This is a genomic window from Yersinia sp. 2542 StPb PI (genome assembly GCF_048593855.1).
GTDB classification, from domain to species: domain Bacteria; phylum Pseudomonadota; class Gammaproteobacteria; order Enterobacterales; family Enterobacteriaceae; genus Yersinia; species Yersinia enterocolitica_E.
The window spans coordinates 1-16,273 of the sequence record NZ_JAZGQA010000043.1; the positions used below are offsets into that span (position 1 = coordinate 1).

Here is a 16,273-nt window from a genome sequence, read left to right on the forward strand (position 1 = left end):
TTTTTGCTATGGGCAGAATAGTGAAATATGTATAAATAGTGACCTTAGAGTGGTTGCGCCGCAGGGTTCATAGTCAGGTGAGTCAAATATTGCAGGGGCAGGTGAGTCAAATCCGGCCGTCACAGCGATGAATAAAACAGAAGGCTAACTTGATAGGTGGCTTTTTTTGTTTATGGATTTAGCTGTGAGGATTTGAACCGGGTAAGTAAGGTTTTATCGTAGGAATAGCGTGTTTATTGCTGTAGTGGGGTCAGTTTGCCGCTTGATAAAGGCTGTAACCTGTCATTGCACCAGCGACGTCCCAGGCAAAATCCTTCCAGCTCCAGCCAGTCCCACCTTGACGACTATCATATAACTCCTTACCCGCCCCGATCCCGATAGAAAACAGCAGGCCAAAATTACGGCTCTTGGCATCGGACCAGTTTTGATGCTCACCATAGGCAGTGCCAGCGGCGGCTAAAACGGCGGAGGCAAAGAAATGTTGTGCCTTATCTTTCCCGGTCCAATTATCATTAGCCATGTGCGTGCATGCAGAACTGAGAAAAAACAGTGGAGCGATAAGTAATGGGCGAAGATAAGGTGGGCACCACATGCCGTCTCTCCTCTGGCTAGATACAAAAAACCCGGCATGTAACCGGGTTTTTATATTTATAGAATGCGGCTAATCAGCCGATCGATACGGATCCTGCGCAAACGACGGATCAATTTGCGAACCTTGACTGGATATTGCTGAATATTCTCAAGCTCAAGGTAATGTGAAACAACTTTAGTATGAGTACGGATACACTCCAGCTCTTTAGCGCGCTGCTCGTGCATCTCATGCTTAGGATCGTGGATCAAAATGGCATTTTCCAGATCCAAACGCCATGCGCGTGGATTCAGGTTATTACCGGTAATCAACTGCCAATTATTATCAACCCACATTCCTTTCAGATGATAAGTATTATCGCCATCTTTCCACAGGCGCACGATTAATTGCCCGCTATCGACAAAACGCTGTAAGCGACTCAGGAAGCGGCGCAGGTTGATTTCGTATAAGTAAGGTAACGCGCCAATAATCTTAAACGGTTGATCTTCTGGAATATAAAAGTCATTTGCTGTTTTGTCACCAACAATAATCTCGACCTGTTTGCCTTCACGCAGTAGATAAATGATATTGCGGACTAACAGTGCTGGCAGATTAAAGTAAGGTGTACAAATAGTGAGTCGTTCGTCAGCGGAGGCCATTAAATGATGAATCGTTTTATTCAGTTGACTCTTTTTGCCTAAGCCAACCAATGGGGTGACGGCTAGTTCATCATTACTCGCTTGTGCCGGAAATTGATAGCCGATGTCGCGCAGTGACGAGCGAAACTGTCGGGTCTCATTTTTAATCTCAGGATTGGTCGGTCGATCAGCACGATCCAAGCGTTGCACCGCTCCTGCACTTAGCATCCGTTGTTTCACGTAATCGACCATAATTTCGGCCAATGATGGGTTCGTGATTAATTGGTATCGGTCATAACGATACTTATCGTTTTGATAGAGGTAGACATCATTGATACTGGCACCACTGTAAATCACAGTATCATCAATGATAAAACCTTTCAGATGCAACACGCCGAGTGCTTCGCGAGTATTGACTGGAACACCGTAAATCGGAACGCAAACATTCGGATGATTGGCTGCCATTTCACAGTACCAATCAGCATTGGTATTGACCGCTGCGGCTCCAATACGCCCACGTTGTGCGCGGTGCCAGTCTACCAGCACGCAAATCTCCAGTTCTGGGCGCTGAAGCTTAGCCTGATAGAGGGCATTCATTACGTCCCGGCCTGCATCATCCTGCTCCAGGTAGAGCGCTACCAGATAAATACGTTTGGTCGCCAGGCCTATTAAATCCAGCAGAGTGGAGCGGAAAACCTTGGGGCAATAAAGTGTTTGGACATCATCAACTGACTGAGGGAGTTTGGGCAGTTGTGCAAGGTGTTGTTGATGTTTACTACGTTTGAATTTTGACAACATCACAGTGCGCTTCTTCTCTTGTTATTTGATGGCAGAACCGCCATATCCTAAAAAACACTAATCCATTGAGTTGGGCGATAATACCACTACTTTCGCGGATTGTGCGCAAGTTTTGCCTGCCAAAGACCGAATCGTTTGGGGTTGTGGTATATATCACGGTGATTCATGTAACTGAAATCAAAGTGTCAGCTCCAGATTAACGATCCCATCTTCCATCTGTACATCAATACTAAAACCGAGTTTTTTAGCTAAACCGATCATGCCACGGTTGTTGGGCATGGTGACTGCGGTTAACCGTGTTAACCCATGGCTGCGAGTATACTGAATCATCTTTTCTAATAGTTCCCGCCCCAGACCCAGCCCTTTAAGGTCTGAGCGCACCAACACGGCAAACTCGGCGTCAATATTGTCAGGGTCAGACAACGCGCGCGTGACGCCAATAATTTCAGGGCCATCATTTTTTTGACGCACAGCGACAAATGCCATTTCTCGATCATAGTCAATCTGCGTCATATTCGCCAAATCATCATGGCTGAATTCATTTATTTCACTGAAGTAGCGATAGTAGAGATCTTCTTTAGTGACTTGATCAATAAACAATTTTAGTAGTGGTTCATCTTCTGGCAAAATTGGGCGGAACAGACAGTGAGAGCCATCTTTAAGTTCGACCTTTTGTTCCAACTCGTGTGGATAGGGGCGGATCGCCAACCGTGCCTGCGGATCGCCGCTGACAGGTGCCAGTTGCATCGAAACATCTAACAGTGTGAATTCGCTGCCTGACGCAAGTACCGGGTGAATATCTAACCGGCTGATTTCGGGGCAATCGAGAATTAGATTAGAGACTTGTACCAGTAAACGGCTCAAGCCAGGGATATCCAAGGGTTGTAATGATCCACGGCTGCGAATTTTGCCGCCTTTGACCGCTTGTATAATCAGGTAGCGGGCCAGTGCCATATTGAGTGGCGGCAGCGCGACGGCGGCCTGAGTTTCATGATGCCATTCGATGCCACCTTCACCTAACATGATCAACGGGCCGAAAATCGCATCTTGCTCTACTGCAATTCGCAATTCCTGAGCGCCTGCGCGGTTCGCCATACTTTGCACCAGCAACCCGTGGATACGGGCTTGCGGATAAGTGCGCCTTACCCGGTCAAGAATATCGTCAGCAGCCCGCTGTACTTCAATTGCGGTACGAAGATACAGCATTACGCCCTGGACTTCTGACTTGTGCGGGATATCCGGCGAGCGCAGTTTGATGGCAACCGGATAGCCCAATCGTTCGGCGATATGCACCGCTTCTACGCTATCACTGGCAATCCAGGTTGGCAGTGTGCTGAGGCCATAAGCTTCAAGTATCGGTTGTACTTCATGGGTATCAAGCTGGGTGGCACCTTCTGCCAGCGCCTGGCGAATCAACTGATGCACGTGGGCGGTGTTGGCGGTGAGGCCGACAGGCAGCGCAGGTGTCTCTTTCAATTGCTTCTGGTTACGGCGATATTCCACCATATGCATAAAGGCAGTAATCGCCCCTTCCGGTGTGCGATAGGTGGGGATCCCGGCTTCGGTGAACAGTCGGCGCGCATCTTGTGATGAATATTCACCACACCAGTTAGTGAGCAGGGTAAGGCGTTTGCCGCGTGGGTGCTGACGGATAGCGGAAATCAGTAATTCTGCTGTTTTGCTCCCTGGCGCAGCAGCGCTCGGGGAATGAATCAGCAATAGCGCATCGTAGTCGGTACTGTCCAGTAGCGGTTTAAGCGCCGCCAGATAGCGCTCAGCGCTGGCATCATCGCGCAAGTCTATGGGATTACGTAAGGAAACAAAAGAGGGTAGCACGGCACTCAGCGCCGATTGGGTGGTATCAGACAGTGTTGCCAACTTACCATTACGGCTGATTAGCTCATCCAGCGCCATGGCCGCCGGGGCGGAACCATTGCTGACAATCAATAACCGTTCACCCCGTAGCGGATGCATGTGGCTGAGTGTTTCGACAGCGGAGAATAGCTCGTGAGTATCCTGCACCCGCAGCAGGCCGGCCCGCTGAATCGCCGCATCATAAGCCGCGTCCAGCCCTTGCTGACCATTTAGCAACTGCTGAGCACGCTGTGTGCGGCCACTTTTGACCACCAGAATCGGTTTATTGCGCGAAGCGCTGCGCGAGGCGGATAAAAACCGGCGCGCATCACTGATATGTTCGATATACAGCATAATGGCACTGGTTTTGCCATCTCTGGCCAGGAAATCGAGTAAGTCATCGACATCAATATCCAGGCTATCACCCAGCGCAATAAAATACGAGAAGCCAACTTCCCGCTGCTGCGCCCAGTCGAGAATGGTGTTTGCTACCGCGGCTGATTGAGAGATAAATGCCAGCCGCCCTTTCTTGATGGGAACGGGTGAGAAACTGGCATTTAGCCCTTGCCATGGCGCCAGCAAGCCCAGGCTGTTGGGGCCAAGTAAGCGCATATGATGGCGTTGCGCGCAGGCTTTCAGCTCTGGGAACTGTTCAGTTGCGGCAGACAGAATGATGACTGCTTTACAGCCACGGATGCCGAGATCTTCCAACAGGGCCAAATTGCGGCTGTCATGAGTACACAAAATCGCCAGATCGGGCGTAATCGGCAGGCTAGCGATATCTGCGTAAGCCAACACACCACATACTGCTTTATGGGTTGGGGTCACCGGTAGAATAGGGCCATTGAAGCCGCCATCCAGCAAATTACGCATCATCAGGAAACCGGCGCGATCCGGTTTTTCAGAAGCGCCGATAACCGCAATAGACTTCGGGCGTAGTAGTGCTTCTAATCCACGTTGGCTCATCGTTTATCCCCGTTATCTTTCAAGTTGCAGGTGTGTTGGCTGCGCTCACTCAGCCTGCGGGCTCGCATCAATACTGTTCAAACTGGTTCCAGAACGATTCGCCGCCTTCCTGCGCCCTGAAATCTATTGGGTATAAGTTAAAGACAGCTTATCTGATTTTATGTGCTTTCTTCGACAGTTGCTGTGACTCGCCCCACTGGATGGTGAGGTTTTCCCGCTAAATATTGCTGGCGGAAATAGAGGAAATGGGCCGTTAATTGGTCTGCGGCCTGAATATCACCCGCTTGTTGTAGCAGGGTAGCGGCGACTTCGACCGTGCAGTGTTGCTCTGGGCGTGGGGCTTCGCGTAACAGATAATCCGAGCTATTAGTGACATTGAGTGACAGCATCGGCAGGTCAGCCAGATAGGGACTTTTGCGGAACATCTTTTTGGCTTCGTTCCAGGTGCCGTCCAGCAGTATAAATAGCGGAGGCTTATCGCTAATGGGCAAGTGATTGAGTATCTGCCGTGGCGGTTCAGCGTATTTTTCTGGGAATACGACATATGGCTGGCGCGCAGGGTCGCCAATGGCCGCCAGCAATGCAGGGTCAACCTCAGTGCGCGCCCAGAGAAAGGCTTGGGTGTCGGGCAGAATATCTGCGATCAAGCGGCCGGTATTGCTGGGTTTTAGGGGTTCGGTATCAAACATAATCAGGCAAAAGCGGCTGGCGGCTGGCTGTGGTTTTATGGTATCGCACAAACAAAAACGCTCTGCCAACAAGCAGCCCTGACAACGTATTGCGCGACAGCCACGGGCACGATAGGCGCGCGTGGATGCGGCTAAACGCTGCCGGCGTAAACGCAGTACGGCATTTTCCGTCGTGAGGACCGTATCTAATAAAGCATGGTCAGTGATCAATATTTCAGTCACGACGGACTCCTGATGAAATAGCGCTATTCTAATCAACCCTTACGCTTAGTCATACCATAAAACAAAAAAACAATGCCCCGACAAAAAACTGTCAGGGCATCAATCTCACCGGGCGACTACGCTGCGCCGAGACGCGATAAATGAGTTAAACTAGCTTATCGGGCGGCTGGCTCTACTGATAATTGCTCATCTAGCCAATGATCAAAAGGCGCTTTTGGCAATGCGCCACTGAGCATGTCGACCATTTTACCGTTGCGGTACAGCATAATAGTAGGAATGCTGCGGATACGGAAACGGGTACTAAGCTCGGGCTCGGCTTCGGTGTTAACTTTGACGAAACGGACTTTTCCGGCGCGTTCTGCGGCAACATCTTCAAAGATAGGCGCGAAGCTGCGGCAAGGCCCGCACCACGGAGCCCAGAAGTCGATGACCACCGGCAGGTCATCTTGCAGCAATTTATCCAGCGTTTCAGTGGTGGCGTTAATCACCTCGCCATCAAATAAAGAGTGGCCGCAGCGCCCACATTTAGCGCCGTCATCAATACGTTCTTCCGGTAGGCGGTTAGTCGCCATACAAGCTGTACATACCGTATTCATAAATTAGCCTTTATTTAGTGTCTCAATAGATAGAAGAGAAAACATCGCTGACTTGTTTCCTTGTTGTTATCTATTATGGAGATAAATGGGATAAGTGCCAAAAAGGTTTATTCGATGAATACGATAGTTGCTAGCTTTTAGCGCTTGCTTATGGCTAACCGGGCGGACATCAGGTAATCTTCGCGCCCTGCGCGTTGGTGGAGAAGACAATGAACGATTCATTTAGTGGCAAAAACGGCAAAGTTAAAGTGATGTACGTCCGCAGTGACGAAAGCAGCAGTGACGACCGTAACAACAATAACCGTAGTAAAAACCAGCGTCCGGCAAGCAAAGGTCGTCCAGGTGACAATGCAAGTCGGGGCAGTTCATCGCGTAATAATGATTCACGTCGTAATGATTCCGGCCGTAATGAACGCGTGAGTCCTAGCCGCCCGGCACGTTCTGAAGGCAATGGCCCTTACGATTCACCGTGGAAAACGGTATCCCGTGCGCCATCAGACGAGCCAGAGTTTGATCATGGTGGCATCAGCGGTAAAAGTCATGTAGATCCGGCGCAATTGCGCCGCCAGCGGGCTGAAGAAACACGTGTTTATGGTGAGAATGCTTGTAAGGCATTGTTTGAAAGCCGCCCGGACGCTATCGTCCGCGCCTGGTTTGTGCAGTCAGTTACCCCTCGTTTTCGCGAAGCGCTGAAATGGATGGCGGCTAACCGCAAGGCTTATCATGTGGTTGAAGAAGAGGAGCTGGCGAAGGCTTCTGGCACTGAACACCATGGTGGCGTGTGCTTCCTTATCAAGAAACGTCAGGGTCTGGATGCAGAAACCTATCTGCAACAGCAGACTCAAGCTAAAGACTGTGTACTGGCGCTGGAAGATGTGGGTAACCCACATAACCTCGGCGGCATTATGCGGACCTGCGCGCATTTCGGTATTAACGGCGTGTTGTTGCAAGATCCGGCGATGCTGGAATCGGGTGCTGCAGTGCGTACCGCCGAAGGTGGTGCGGAGCATATCAAGGCTATCAATGCAGACGATTTCCTCTCGGTGTTGGATACCTTCCGTAAAGCCGGTTACACCATCGTGACCACATCGAGTCATAAAGGTGTCAGTCTGTCAAAAGCTGAACTGCCTGCCAAAATGGTGCTGGTATTAGGTCAAGAGAGTGATGGCCTGACCGACAGTGCCTGGCAGCAGGGCGATATGAGTGTGTCTATCGGCGGAACTGGCCGGGTAGAAAGCCTGAATGTGTCAGTGGCAACCGGTATTTTGCTGTCGGAGTGGTGGCGTCAGAATAGCGCCCAATAATACCCTGGTCCTTGCAGCAGCAGGGTTGTTAGCGGCATTGCTTGCTGCCTACCCGCAACTCCAATGACTTTGGGTATATCACTAAGCTAGAAAAATAAAAAAGGGCGCTGATGATAAGTCAGTGCCCTTTTTGTTGCTCAGCGTTAGCCGCTAGTGCGCACCGCCGCCGCCGCCGGAGGTAAAGGGTGGCTTGGCAAACCACACCAGCGCCAGCAGCAGCAGGAATACCCCCGCCGAGAGCCAGAAGATCTCATTGGCAGAGATAATCAGCCCCTGATTGGTAATTTCCCGTGCCAGATAAGCCGAGGCTTGTTGCTGATTCATCCCCAGTTTTTCCAACTCCTGATACATCAATGTCGCATTCGGGTTGAACGGGTTAACAAACTCGGTCAGTTGCGAATGGTGCATCGATTCTCTTTGCGTCCAGAGCGTCGTGGTGATGGAGGTACCAATCGATCCCGCCAAGGTTCGCAGGAAGTTAGACAAACTGGATGCTGCGGCCATGCGCTCTGGCGGCAAGCCAGATAACGTAATGGCGGTCAGTGGCATAAAGAAGCAGGCAATAGCAAAGCCTTGCACAAATTGCGGCCACGCCGATGCACCAAAATCCATTCCCGGTTCGAATGTGTAAGCCCGCCAGTAGAAACATACCGCATACATAATGAAGCTGAAGGTGACTAACTGTCGCATATCAATTCGATGAGAGAAGCGACCAATGATCGGTGATAACAGCACCGGCAATATGCCTACCGGCGCAGATGCCAAGCCAGCCCAGGTGGCGGTGTAGCCATATACCTCCTGTAGTAGTTGTGGCAGCAAGACAATCGCGCCAAAGTACAACATATAGGCCAGGCTGATACACAAGCAACCAATGGTAAAGTTTCTCGATTTGAATAACGAGAGATCAATCACCGGGTGGTCGTCGGTTAGTTCCCAGACTATCAAGAAGGTAATGGCAATCACGGCAATGACCGTCAGGACGATAATCTCGGTCGAGTTAAACCAATCCAGCTCCTTACCTTGGTCAAGCATGATTTGTAACGCGCCGATCCCAACCACCAATAGCACCAGCCCCACCGTATCAATGGGTTTGATTTCAGTTTTGGTCTCACGTCCTTTTAAGGTACTGCCTGCGACCAGAATAACCACCAGCCCGATAGGGATGTTGATAAAGAAGATCCAGCCCCAGTGATAGTTATCGCTGATATAACCGCCGAGGATCGGCCCAAATATCGGGGCCACGACAATTGTCATCGACCACAATGCCAGGGCCATACTTCGCTTCGCTGGCGGATAGTTATTCAGTAACAGGCTTTGCGATAGCGGAATCAATGGCCCTGCGACCAACCCCTGAATCACCCGGAAGAAGATAAGCATCCCCAGGCTGTTGGAAATACCACACAACCATGAAGCCAGAGCAAATAGCCCGGTTGCCCACAGGAACAGGCGCACTTCACCAATGCGCTTGGCCAGCCAGCCGGTGATGGGGATCGAAATAGCATTTGCCACCCCGAACGAAGTAATAACCCAAGTGCCTTGCGAGTTGGATGAGCCTAAATCACCGGCAATAGTAGGAATAGCCACGTTTGCAATGGTGGAGTCCAACACCTGCATGAAGGTTGCTAATGATAGCGCGACCGTCATCCAGGCGAGTTGGGCACCCTCAAGCGGTTTTTGTGCCACAGAGGCCTCCGGCGCGCTTAACTTGCATTTGCATCAACATTAACCCGCATTCGCATGAACAATGTCGCTAATCATTTGATTAACCGGTGCTAAATCCAGTGACAGCGCGTTAGTTACAAATGCAGGTTCTTTACGCACATTTTGTGCCAGCACTTGGCCATCGGTGTTGGCGGTATCCACTCTAACCGTGGTAGACAGGCCAATACGCAGCGGATGTTCAGCCAGTTGTTTGTTATCCAGTTCGATACGGACTGGCAGGCGCTGAACCACTTTAATCCAGTTACCGGTGGCATTTTGCGCCGGTAACAGTGAGAAGGCGCTGCCGGTCCCCATGTCCAGACCAACCACTTTCCCCTGATAAACCACGTCATCACCATAGAAATCAGTTATGACTGTGGCGCTTTGGCCAATGCGCATATTTGCTAACTGTGTCTCTTTAAAGTTAGCGTCAACCCACATCTGGTTTGCCGGGATAACTGCCATTAATGGCGCGCCATTGGCAATTTCAGCACCCACTTGCACACTGCGGCGTGAAACAAAACCGTCTACCGGGCTGACAACTTTGGTCCGTTGCAAGGAGAGCCAGGCATCACGTAACTTGGCCGCAGCCTGCTCGACAGCCGGTTGTTTTTCCAATGGGGTATTTAAAACCAATGCCTGATTGGCATTGTATTGTGCAATCGCAACATCCAGCGAAGCCTGTGCGGCATCGACGGCATCACGGGCGTGTTGCAGCTCTTCACGGCCAATAACATTAGCCGAACCGAGCACCACACGGCGTTGTAGGTCATTTTGTGATTTACTCAGTTCAGTTTTTTTCAGGGCAATATTCGCCTGATACTGCTTACTGTTAATCATGAGCTGGTGGGTTTGACGCACACTGTTAGCCAGTGCGGTTTTTGCCTGCTCAAACGCCTGTTCGGCATCAGTTGGGTCAAGAGCCAGCAGCACATCGCCACTTTTAACAAAATCGGTATTTTCGAAATTGACACTGACCACGCTGCCGGGAACCTGCGACATGATCTGTATCTGGTTGCCTGAAATATAAGCATTATCAGTCTCTTGATGATGACGTAACACCAAGAACCAATAAATAAAATAGGCCACGCCAAGGATGATAAAAATAACCGTCAGGAGAAGAAGTATGCGTTTACGTTGCTTCTTCTTGTTCTGCGGTTGTTGCGGGATTTGAGCTTCCGCGCTTGTACTCATGGTCTTCCCCACATTTTATATTGTTTTATTTTGTGAACCCTCATTGACCGGGGCCTGATAACCACCACCCAATGAACGGATCAAACTAATCCTGGCCTGCAATAAATGGTTGCTGGCGCTAAGTTCCGATTGTTGCTGTTGTAGATATTGTGATTCGGTTACCAACAGCTCATCACTGCCGATAATCCCAGTGTTATAACGGGCATTGGGCTGCAATATCCGGGTGTTAGCCGAGTAAATCAGTCGTCAGTTCAGCCCTTAAAAAATGGCGAACAAAGGCGTGAGTCTCCAGCTATGTGGGGATCGCATAGTTATTTACCTGGATCAAGTAATGCGCCTGGATAGATATATTGGAATTACTGCTCCGGTACTTCCATTTGATCTAAACGAGACAGTAACTTGCGCGTCAGCGTTTCAAGCTGTTGCTGTTCGTCAGCGTCCAGGGTTGACCAAAGAAAATGCAGACATTTATGTTGTGGGGGCAGCAGCTGATTCAAAAACTCAACGCCCGCCTCGGTCAGATGCAAATGCAAACAACGGCGGTCATTGTGGCTTTCGCGGCGCTCAATCCAACCTTTCTTTTCCAGTTCGTCAGCAATGCGGGTCGCATTGGTGCGCGAAGAACCCAGTGCCGCACTCAGTTCAGACGGTTGGATACTGCGACTTTCCTGCGCATCCAGTGTAATTAATGCCATAAATAAGGTTTCGTTAATTCCTTGTGCTTTCAGCATTTTGTTGCGATTTTCTAGCAACTTACTGTGCATATGCATACACAAGCGTGTCAGTAGAATCTCCTGATAAGGGAAATCTTTCTGGCGTTTGGCACGAAAATTAAGCATCTGTTCTATAGGACTAAACGAACTTTCCATTATAATGAGCCTCATTAATTTCAAATGGTACAGTAACGATAGTGACTAATAATGTAAACGGTATAATTCGAGAAAAATTTAGCAATTCGTGTTATTCAGTCACTGTTTGTAAGTAATTAGTATCAGTAATTGTAAGGGTATTGTGTTTTAGCTCACAATTCAGGCAATCTCTTACCCCAAAATCATGAGCAATTTGAATGTCAGTCCATAGCTGATCGCGCCAAATAACGTGGCGAAGATAATACTGTTGGTTTTATAAAAGCAGCCGCAGATAACCAGAAAGCCAATCAGTGTCGGCATGAGTTTCTGCGGGTTATGCATAATTTCTGGTGTACTGGAAACCACCAATAACGCACAGATAGAAGCAATCCCAATGCTGTCCAACAGCAGTGAAACGCGGCCTCGTTGCAGACCCGCTGGTTTACGTGCTGGTCCCAGGCGCAGTGGCAAATAACGAAACAGGTAATTTACCGTCCCCACCACTAACCCAATAATCAGGACATCTGAATTCATGGTGTCGGCTCCTGCTCGTTATTTTCACTGTGTTCGGTCACCACTTCTGGTGTGGGTTGCAGCAGGGCGGCCAGGCACCCTGCGCCAATTCCGGCCAAAATCGCCACCGGAATAGAGAACAACACGGCGCCGAGCAATGCGCCACTCAGCGAGGCGATAACGGTTAGGCTATATTGGCGTTTAAATGAGGCCAGCAGAAAGCTCAAGAACAACGCCGGTAACATAAAGGAGAGGGAGGCCTCAATAGCGGGATAATTCTCCAACGGGCCATTGCCAAACATGGCACCGATTGCGGTACCTGCCACCCAAGATAGCCAAGAGGTAAACGCGATACCGAGCATCCAGTTTTCGCTCCAGCGCCGCTGATCTTTCATTAACTTGGTGGTGGCAGCAGCAAACACTTCATCGGTCAAACCAAATGCCCACAGCGCGGTTTTTTTAGCGGATAATTTGGTCAGAATACGGTGTTTGAGTGCCGGTCCATACAAGATATGACGGATATCCATTGCCATCACGGTTAAGGCGGAAACCCATAATGACATCCCGGCGCTGAGCAGGGCGGTAATAACGAATTGGCTGGCACCGGCATAAATGATGCAAGAGAAGAAAATACCTTCCAGCGGGGTAAAACCCAGTTTTACCGAACTCAGACCAAAGGCGAAGGCGACGGGTAAATAGCCGATAACGATAGGCAGGCTATCGGTAATGCCCTCCGTAAAGGTGGCGGTTGACCGGGTAGCTGGCGGAGAGTCGGTGATTTGGCTTGGCATAAGATCTTTGGGTTACAGGGCAAAATAACAAGTTAGGTAACATTACCAGAGTGGTAATTTTCTTAACACCCTATAACCCAAATTTATATCTGTATTGATTATTAGTTAGCTAACTAACTGAGATCACTCAACGGGTTGATTAGCGGGAGGATCAAAGCGTTTACCGGCCAGCCACGTCGTAATATTTAGTATGCATAGCACCAAACCGGCCATTGCCACACCATACCAGCCCGCATGTTGGTATGCTGCTGCTGAAATCAGCGAACCTAACGCCCCACCGATAAAGTAAGTGGTCATATAACCGGCGGTTAAGCGATTTCTGGCTTCCGGCATCATGCGATATATCACGCTCTGATTGGTGACATGCACCCCCTGAACTGCCAGATCCAACACCACAATGCCGATAATCAGCGCGATGATGGAATGCTGCCCCAGGGCGATAGGTATCCATGACAACAGCAGTAATCCCAAACCAACACTGGTGGTGATGCGGGCTTTACCTTTATCCGCCAATTGGCCAGCTTTGGTCGCCATCAACGCGCCAGCAGCACCGACCAGGCCAAATAGCCCGATAGTAGCTTCTGAATAGCCGAAGGGGGGAGAAGCCAGTAAGAAGGCCATCGACGTCCACAATACACTAAAGTTGGCAAACGAGAGCGCGCCGAGCAAGGCACGGGTACGCAGCACTGGTGTGCGAATAAACAGCGAGAATATCGATCCAAGCAGTTGGCCGTAATTTAAACCAGTATGTTGTTTATAGCGCGGCAGGTAGCGCCACAATACCAATGCCATGACGAACATCAGCGCGCTGGCGACCCAATAAATGGTGCGCCAACCGCCAATGGAGGCCAGTGCTCCCGCCACGGTTCGTGCCAGCAAAATCCCCAGCAGCAGGCCACTCATAATAATACCGACCACCTTGCCGCGTTTTTCCGGCGCAGCCAGAGTGGCCGCCAGCGGCACCAGTAATTGTGCCACCACTGAGAACAAACCAGTGAGCGCGGTGCCAACAATCATCATAGTGAGGTTTTGTGACATCGCGGTAATCAGCATGCCGCCAGCGGCCAGCAAGGTCATGCCCACAATCAGCCCACGGCGTTCAAACATATCCCCTAGCGGCACCAGGAACATTAATCCCACGGCATAGCCCAACTGGGCCGCAGTAACGATAAACCCAGCCTGATTGACCGAGAGATTAAAGGTTTGTGCGATGGTTTCCAGCAGTGGCTGGGCATAGTAGTTGCTGGCAACAGCCAGTCCGGTTGCGACCGACATCAACACGATCAATGCCGGACTTAACCCGGAGTTTTCAGCTTTTTGTGTCATAAGGAATTATTCTGAATTGATAAGAGCGACAGTATTAGATAATTAGGAATGATAAACCAAGGGATAAATTTTATCTCAGTTCAGTTCAGATCGGGTTTTAGTTGATATTCGATCGGTGATCACTTTGCTTCAACCAAGCAGGCTAATCGAACCGTGGCCGACGGGCTCCCGAATGACAGATTTAGCACTCAGCATGAAAATTAGCTTATTACTGCGGTGGGCTTGTGTGCTATTTTCCGCAAAAATGCTTATGCTGAAACGATAGTTTCATTGGCCGGAGAAGGGTATGAAACAGATTGATGAACGTTTGCGGGCGCATTATGCGCAATTGACCCCGCAGGAGCAGCGCGTTACTGATTTTATTTTTGATCATTTTGACGACCTGATTAGCTATAACAGTGCTGAATTGGCGCGCTTGAGTGGGGTGTCTAAGGCCACGGTTAGCCGGCTGTTTAAGCGCCTGGGGTACGCCAGTTATCGGGAAATGCGTGAAGAAGTACGCACCTTGCGTCAAAGCGGTATGCCATTGACCGATAGCCGTGATGCGGTACAAGGGAACACCTTGCTGGCGCGCCACTATAAGCAAGAAATGGCGAATTTAACGCATTGGGTGAGTCAGTTGGATAGCCGTCAGTTAGCCGAGGTTATCGATGCGATGATACGTGCGCCGCGTATCTTATTGTTGGGGCTACGAAACAGTTACCCGGTTGCTCTGCATTTACGTCAACAGTTGTTGCAGGTGCGCCAGCACGTGCAGTTGGTGCCGCAAGCGGGGCAGACGCTGGCAGAGGAGTTGGTGGATGTCACGCCGCGTGATTTAGTTATGGTGGTGGCATTTCGCCGCCGGCCAAAAGTTATCCGCGAGATCCTACTACAAATGCAGGTACAAGGCGTGCCGACGCTGCTGATTTGTGAGCCGCAGGCTCAATCAATATTGCCGTTAGCACGTTGGCGGTTGACTACGCCGCTCGACAGCGTATCGGCTTTTGATAGCTACTCTTCGGCCATGAGTCTGGCAAATTTACTGAGTAATGCTTTGTTGCATGAAATGCTCGCACAGGGGCGTCAGCGAATTCATCAAATCGCTGATTTATATGATGCTTTAGGAGAGTTAGAGCAACGGTAGTTTGTTCGCCCGATAGGTCAAAAGGCTATTGTTTAGTTTAGTGTCCGAAGGGGTTAACCCTCTTCTGGCTGTTGCGGCCGCTTATGTCACTTTCACCTCCCGGCGGCGCGCTAACGCCTTCTTTTTATCAATTAATGCACTTTTGTGGTGCATTTTGATTGTTGATTTGCACCTTGATTGTGAGTCCTTCCCTTCGATTTATTCCTTGTGATTCGTGTAGTGAGCCTAAATATGGGCCTCTCGTCATAGGTTATCATTGGCACAGTAGTTGCAACGATGGTTTCAGTGTTTGCTTTTAAAGAATCCATCGTTTCATTACTGAGTTAGCGGAGATATGCTATGAACATGAAAAAGCGGATGTTGGCCTTGCTGGGTGCTGCACTGATATGGGTTCAGGCTCCTTCGGTGTTAGCCGATCAGTTAGAGCAAATTCAGCAGCGTGGTGTGTTGCGGGTCGCCGTTCCACAGGATTTCCCGCCATTTGGCTCGGTTGGTACGGATCTTCAGCCGCAGGGTTATGACATCGACATGGCGCATTATTTGGCCGATAAGATGAAACTAAAGTTGCAACTGGTGCCGGTGACCAGTGCCAACCGAGTGCCTTATCTGCAAACGGATAAAGTGGATTTAGTGATTTCCAGCTTGGGTAAAAATCCTGAACGGGAAAAAGCCATCGCATTTAGCCGTGCCTATGCGCCGTTTTTCTTGGGTGTATTTGGTGCTAAAGACGATGCACTGAAGCAACCAGAACAATTGGCAGGTAAAACGGTGGGGGTAACCCGTGGTGCAGTGGAAGATATGGTGCTGAGTGAGTTAGCCCCTAAAGATGCTCAGATTAAACGCTATGAAGATAACAACACTACGCTGTCAGCCTACCTGTCTGGTCAGGTGAATTATCTGGCGACGGGCAATTTGGTGGTCAGTGCACTGGTTCGCCAGAATCCAACCCAGGCACCGGTGGCGAAGTTTATGCTGAAAGATTCACCGTGTTATATCGGTTTACGTCAGGGAGAACCGGCTCTGAAAGCCAAAGTGGATGCACTGATTGGGGAAGCATTGCAGGATAACACGCTAAATGGTTTGTCCGAGAAATGGTTGAAGGCGCCGTTACCGGCTGATTTGGGTGCATAACAGGAGCT

14 protein-coding genes and 1 pseudogene are annotated in these 16,273 nt (G+C 49.9%); 3 read left to right on the plus strand and 12 right to left on the minus strand.

The genetic code is table 11. The features are described from left to right. Positions 1-250: 250 nt before the first annotated feature. From V1952_RS07795 to trxC, 5 genes are all read right to left on the minus strand, one after another. The gene (locus tag V1952_RS07795; RefSeq protein ID WP_083160207.1) at positions 251-592 is read right to left on the minus strand and encodes a YfiM family lipoprotein; all 342 of its coding nucleotides are present in this window, start codon (positions 590-592) and stop codon (positions 251-253) included. Between the two features lie 56 nt (positions 593-648). Next, on the minus strand, positions 649-2,001 hold the full coding sequence (gene pssA, locus V1952_RS07800) for a CDP-diacylglycerol--serine O-phosphatidyltransferase (protein ID WP_372559835.1): 1,353 nt from the start codon (positions 1,999-2,001) through the stop codon (positions 649-651). A gap of 180 nt (positions 2,002-2,181) precedes the next feature. Beyond that, a complete protein-coding gene (locus V1952_RS07805; protein WP_420071326.1) occupies positions 2,182-4,824 on the minus strand; it encodes a bifunctional acetate--CoA ligase family protein/GNAT family N-acetyltransferase in 2,643 nt (880 codons plus the stop codon). 158 nt (positions 4,825-4,982) lie between these two features. Further along, complete coding sequence (locus V1952_RS07810; protein ID WP_372558126.1) at positions 4,983-5,735, minus strand: tRNA-uridine aminocarboxypropyltransferase; 753 nt, start codon at positions 5,733-5,735, stop codon at positions 4,983-4,985. Between the two features lie 155 nt (positions 5,736-5,890). After that, positions 5,891-6,331, minus strand: a complete 441-nt coding sequence (trxC, locus tag V1952_RS07815) for a thioredoxin TrxC (RefSeq protein WP_372568735.1) — start codon at positions 6,329-6,331, stop codon at positions 5,891-5,893. Between the two features lie 209 nt (positions 6,332-6,540). Between trxC and V1952_RS07820 the strand changes: the two genes are divergently transcribed. Continuing rightward, positions 6,541-7,635, plus strand: a complete 1,095-nt coding sequence (locus tag V1952_RS07820; protein ID WP_420074577.1) for a tRNA/rRNA methyltransferase — start codon at positions 6,541-6,543, stop codon at positions 7,633-7,635. Between the two features lie 150 nt (positions 7,636-7,785). On the opposite strand, the gene emrB is transcribed toward V1952_RS07820, so the two are convergent. The 7 genes and pseudogenes from emrB to V1952_RS07855 all read right to left on the minus strand — a co-directional run bounded on the left by emrB (position 7,786) and on the right by V1952_RS07855 (position 14,008). Continuing rightward, positions 7,786-9,318 carry a multidrug efflux MFS transporter permease subunit EmrB gene (gene emrB / locus V1952_RS07825; RefSeq protein WP_083160195.1) on the minus strand — a complete coding sequence of 511 codons (1,533 nt, stop codon included), beginning with the start codon at positions 9,316-9,318 and terminating at the stop codon, positions 7,786-7,788. 39 nt (positions 9,319-9,357) lie between these two features. After that, positions 9,358-10,530 carry a multidrug efflux MFS transporter periplasmic adaptor subunit EmrA gene (gene emrA, locus V1952_RS07830; protein ID WP_083160193.1) on the minus strand — a complete coding sequence of 391 codons (1,173 nt, stop codon included), beginning with the start codon at positions 10,528-10,530 and terminating at the stop codon, positions 9,358-9,360. Positions 10,531-10,545: 15 nt separating this feature from the next. Next, positions 10,546-10,737 (minus strand): annotated as a pseudogene (locus V1952_RS07835) (transporter); the annotation flags it as partial. A 149-nt stretch (positions 10,738-10,886) separates the two neighbouring features. Beyond that, positions 10,887-11,399 carry a transcriptional repressor MprA gene (mprA, locus tag V1952_RS07840; protein WP_083160191.1) on the minus strand — a complete coding sequence of 171 codons (513 nt, stop codon included), beginning with the start codon at positions 11,397-11,399 and terminating at the stop codon, positions 10,887-10,889. A 171-nt stretch (positions 11,400-11,570) separates the two neighbouring features. After that, a complete protein-coding gene (gene ygaH, locus V1952_RS07845; protein ID WP_372558129.1) occupies positions 11,571-11,912 on the minus strand; it encodes an L-valine transporter subunit YgaH in 342 nt (113 codons plus the stop codon). After that, entirely contained in the window at positions 11,909-12,682 is a 774-nt protein-coding gene (locus tag V1952_RS07850) for an AzlC family ABC transporter permease (protein WP_372558130.1), read from the minus strand. Before V1952_RS07850 ends, ygaH begins: the two co-directional genes overlap by 4 nt. Positions 12,683-12,805: 123 nt before the next feature. After that, positions 12,806-14,008 (minus strand): MFS transporter, encoded by a 1,203-nt coding sequence (locus tag V1952_RS07855; protein WP_372558131.1) that lies wholly within the window; start codon positions 14,006-14,008, stop codon positions 12,806-12,808. Positions 14,009-14,294: 286 nt separating this feature from the next. Here V1952_RS07855 and V1952_RS07860 point away from each other — a divergent pair, with 286 nt between their 5' ends. Together V1952_RS07860 and V1952_RS07865 are read left to right on the plus strand one after the other, a co-directional pair. Further along, entirely contained in the window at positions 14,295-15,134 is an 840-nt protein-coding gene (locus V1952_RS07860) for a MurR/RpiR family transcriptional regulator (protein WP_372558132.1), read from the plus strand. A gap of 339 nt (positions 15,135-15,473) precedes the next feature. Continuing rightward, positions 15,474-16,265, plus strand: a complete 792-nt coding sequence (locus V1952_RS07865) for a transporter substrate-binding domain-containing protein (RefSeq protein WP_372558133.1) — start codon at positions 15,474-15,476, stop codon at positions 16,263-16,265. The last annotated feature ends 8 nt before the right edge of the window (positions 16,266-16,273 follow it).

Bases quoted from the DNA above. Each gene is read 5' to 3' on its own strand.
- V1952_RS07795 (WP_083160207.1), bottom strand. From the start codon at position 592: ATGTGGTGCCCACCTTATCTTCGCCCATTACTTATCGCTCCACTGTTT.
- V1952_RS07805 (WP_420071326.1), bottom strand. From the start codon at position 4,824: ATGAGCCAACGTGGATTAGAAGCACTACTACGCCCGAAGTCTATTGCG.
- trxC (WP_372568735.1), bottom strand. From the start codon at position 6,331: ATGAATACGGTATGTACAGCTTGTATGGCGACTAACCGCCTACCGGAA.
- V1952_RS07820 (WP_420074577.1), top strand. From the start codon at position 6,541: ATGAACGATTCATTTAGTGGCAAAAACGGCAAAGTTAAAGTGATGTAC.
- emrA (WP_083160193.1), bottom strand. From the start codon at position 10,530: ATGAGTACAAGCGCGGAAGCTCAAATCCCGCAACAACCGCAGAACAAG.
- mprA (WP_083160191.1), bottom strand. From the start codon at position 11,399: ATGGAAAGTTCGTTTAGTCCTATAGAACAGATGCTTAATTTTCGTGCC.
- ygaH (WP_372558129.1), bottom strand. From the start codon at position 11,912: ATGAATTCAGATGTCCTGATTATTGGGTTAGTGGTGGGGACGGTAAAT.
- V1952_RS07850 (WP_372558130.1), bottom strand. From the start codon at position 12,682: ATGCCAAGCCAAATCACCGACTCTCCGCCAGCTACCCGGTCAACCGCC.
- V1952_RS07855 (WP_372558131.1), bottom strand. From the start codon at position 14,008: ATGACACAAAAAGCTGAAAACTCCGGGTTAAGTCCGGCATTGATCGTG.
- V1952_RS07860 (WP_372558132.1), top strand. From the start codon at position 14,295: ATGAAACAGATTGATGAACGTTTGCGGGCGCATTATGCGCAATTGACC.
- V1952_RS07865 (WP_372558133.1), top strand. From the start codon at position 15,474: ATGAACATGAAAAAGCGGATGTTGGCCTTGCTGGGTGCTGCACTGATA.